Source organism: Actinoplanes sp. NPDC051633, from assembly GCF_040681735.1.
Taxonomy (GTDB): Bacteria; Actinomycetota; Actinomycetes; order Mycobacteriales; family Micromonosporaceae; genus Actinoplanes.
In genome coordinates, this window is sequence record NZ_JBFAZH010000998.1 from 1 (window position 1) to 2,870 (window position 2,870).

The window sequence follows — 2,870 nt, forward strand, 5'->3', positions numbered from 1 at the left end:
CCCCGACTGACATCACCGACGCGTCTGCGTTATCGGGCATCGTGAACAGCCGGTCGAAGGCGCCGGTCAGGTCGCCACCGCGGCGCAGTGCCGCCAACCCGCGGACCGCCCAGGGCTCGCCCTGCGCCCGCGCCGCCCGCAACGCGTCCTCGACCGCCCAGATCGCCACCTCGCGACGCAGCTCGTCGGGAGCGTCCGCGAGCGCCGTGGCGAGCTCGACGTCCGTCCGCATCAGCTCGGCTGCCTCGAACCCGGACTCACGGACCCGCTCGTCCTCGGGCACGTCGCCGCCCCGCCACTCCTCCTCTTCCGCCGCCTCCTCGTCGGCGAGCCGCCGTGCCCGGCTCCGGCCGACCGCGGCGACGCGCTCCGGCAGCGGCGGCAACGCCCTCGTGGTGTCGTGCCAGTAGCCGGCGAAGTCGGACGTGCGGCGGACGATGCGGTCGGCGCTGGGCCAGAACTGCAGCAGGACGTGCTCGTCGGGTTCGTCCGTGGTGTCGGCCTCGGCCATGCCCCGGACGCAGTACCGCGCCCGGTAGTTGCCCGGCGGCAGGTTGATCGGCTCGGTGGTGTCCTGGAAGGCGGACAGCACGAGGTCGTCCGCCGCGCCGGCGAAGGGCACCTCGACGACCTCGTCCCAGATCTCGCCCAGAGGCGGTTCGGCCTCGTGCAGCTCGATCGTCACGTGCACATCGCCGGTGTGCGTACCGGTGACCATGGACAACGCGCCCGGCACCGCGGCGCCGCACAACCCGTTCACCTGACCTCGCATGCCCACACCCGGGTCGGCCTCGTGGTCGGCCGACTCGCTGTGCAGGTTGAGAAACCGGTAGTGCACGAAAATCGAGGTGTCGAGCAGGATCATCGGGTCTCCGAGGGTCGCGGTCCGGCCGCTTCCCATCGGCACCCGGGCGGCAACGGTGAGGCTTTCGCGTCAGCGGGTGCGGTGACCGGCCGATCGCAGGGCCGGCGAAGAAGCGGTGAGCTCGGCGGATCACAATCCCGGCAAATAGGTCGCGGCCTGTCGGTTATCGGTCGTGATCTCCCGTGGAGAAGGGCTACGCGGTTGTGCCTAGATGGCTAGACTTCGATGCCACACGGCGTCCGCGGGGGTGTGCATGACGACGGCTGAGAATGGTTTTGGCTCGGGTGGGATTCTGGATCCCGAGGGTGCGATGGCCGATATGCAGGCCTGGAAGGGCCGCATCGACCGGCTGGCCGCCGACACTCAGACGATGAGTCACCAGGTCGGGCAGCTGCGGGTGACGGCCAGCGACAACGACGACCTGGTCGACGTGACCATTGACTCGTCGGGTGCACTGACCGACATTCAGTTCACGCAGCGGGTGCTGCGGATGGCGCCGGAGGATGTGACGCGCGCCGTGCTGGAGGCGGCGGGCGCCGCCCGGCTCAAGGCCGCCGAGCGGGTGCAGGAGGTCATCGCGGAGACCATGGGCCCGCAGTCCCAGTCGGGCCGGGCCATCGCCGAGCGCATGGCGAGCAGGCTGCGGGGCGCGGACGGGGCGGGTTCCGACGCCGACTATCGGGTGTAGGGGTTGCGTTGAGTGACGGTTTCATTGTCGACCCGGCGCAGCTGCGGTCGCACGCGGCCGCGGTCGAGCAGGTCAAGGGCCAGTTCGCCGCGGTCAAGGGCGCCAGTGCGCACATCGCGCAGGACGACGCGGCGTACGGGCTGTTGTGCGGGTGGATCGCCGGCATCCTGGAGGGCCGGCACCGCCGGCAGGACGAGCTGATCGCGTACGTGGAGGAGAACCTGACCCTGCTGTCCGACGCGCTGCGGGCCACCGCGGCCGAGTACGAGCAGGTCGACAAGGCGGCCGCGGACCGGATCCGCCGCTCGGGCGGGGGTCTGTAGATGACGGACGGTTCCCTGGTCGCTCCGGTCGTCTCCACCAGGCAGGCCTGGACCGGGTCGTCGCTGGCCGACGGGTTCGAGGGCCTGGTCGGCGCGATCAACAGCGGCAGCTGGGTCGACGGCGCGCTGGCCGGTGGTTCGTTCGCCGTCGACGTCGCCGCGTCCGTGATGGACCCGTTCAGCGCCCTGCTGGCCAACGGCCTCGGCTGGGCGATGGAGCACTTCGAGCCTCTGCGGGAGATGCTCGACAAGCTCACCGGCATCCCGGACGCCGTCGCCTCGCACGCCGCGACGTGGGAGAACATGGCCGGGCACCTGCAGGGCATGGCCAACGACCTGCAGGCGAAACTCGGGTACGACCTGACCGACTGGGGCGGTGACGCCGCCGAGTCGTACGTCGCGATGATGGCCAACAACGTCGACGCCATCGGCGGCCTCTCGGTGATCTCCACCGCGATGGCGGCCGCGACCCAGGCCGCGGGCAACCTGGTGCAGTTCACCCGCGACATCGTGCGCGACCTGATCGCCGACCTGGTTGCCCGGGTCATCGTGTGGGCGGCCGAGGCGATCTTCATCGTCACCATCCCGGTCGTGGCGTCGCAGATCGCGGCGGCCGTGGTCAAGTGGGCCGGCCGGATCCTGTCGTACACCTCCGCACTGATCAGCAGCCTGACCAACCTGTCCCGACTGCTGAACGGCTGATCGGCGATGACCGGACGACCACGCGGCGGGGGCGGCGGTAGCGGCGGCAGCGGCGGTGACGGGGGCGGCGGCACGCCCCGCCAGCCGGGTGACGGCGACGGCGGGTCGACGCCGAGGCGCAGGGGCGGCGCCGGAGCGAGCAACGTCTCCGACGCCCAGACCACCACCCACGAGGCCGCGCAGGCCGGCCGGCCCACCTCGGCCGGTGGCCGGTCGCCGCAGCGGGCGCTGCCGCCCGGCCGCACCACGCGGACCCTCGCGCAGGTGCGCAACACCCGTGACCGGCAGACCC

Annotated in this window: 5 protein-coding genes; 4 read left to right on the top strand and 1 reads right to left on the bottom strand. The window is 71.7% G+C overall.

What is annotated here, in order from left to right; genetic code table 11:
* Positions 1-865, bottom strand: an 865-nt coding sequence (locus tag AB0M20_RS35825) for a hypothetical protein (RefSeq protein WP_364305016.1), incomplete at its 3' end; no start/stop codon positions are given.
* Between the two features lie 310 nt (positions 866-1,175).
* Between AB0M20_RS35825 and AB0M20_RS35830 the strand changes: the two genes are divergently transcribed.
* The 4 genes from AB0M20_RS35830 to AB0M20_RS35845 form a co-directional block, all read left to right on the top strand.
* Entirely contained in the window at positions 1,176-1,553 is a 378-nt protein-coding gene (locus AB0M20_RS35830) for a YbaB/EbfC family nucleoid-associated protein (RefSeq protein ID WP_364305018.1), read from the top strand.
* Between the two features lie 8 nt (positions 1,554-1,561).
* Positions 1,562-1,876 carry a type VII secretion target gene (locus AB0M20_RS35835; protein WP_364305020.1) on the top strand — a complete coding sequence of 105 codons (315 nt, stop codon included), beginning with the start codon at positions 1,562-1,564 and terminating at the stop codon, positions 1,874-1,876.
* Positions 1,877-2,578 (top strand): hypothetical protein, encoded by a 702-nt coding sequence (locus tag AB0M20_RS35840; protein ID WP_364305022.1) that lies wholly within the window; start codon positions 1,877-1,879, stop codon positions 2,576-2,578.
* Positions 2,579-2,584: 6 nt separating this feature from the next.
* Positions 2,585-2,870, top strand: a 286-nt coding sequence (locus AB0M20_RS35845; RefSeq protein ID WP_364305024.1) for a hypothetical protein, incomplete at its 3' end; no start/stop codon positions are given.

What these genes read in the sequence shown, in the direction of transcription:
- AB0M20_RS35830 (WP_364305018.1), top strand. Translation starts at nt 1,176, where the DNA reads ATGGCCGATATGCAGGCCTGGAAGGGCCGCATCGACCGGCTGGCCGCC.
- AB0M20_RS35840 (WP_364305022.1), top strand. Translation starts at nt 1,877, where the DNA reads ATGACGGACGGTTCCCTGGTCGCTCCGGTCGTCTCCACCAGGCAGGCC.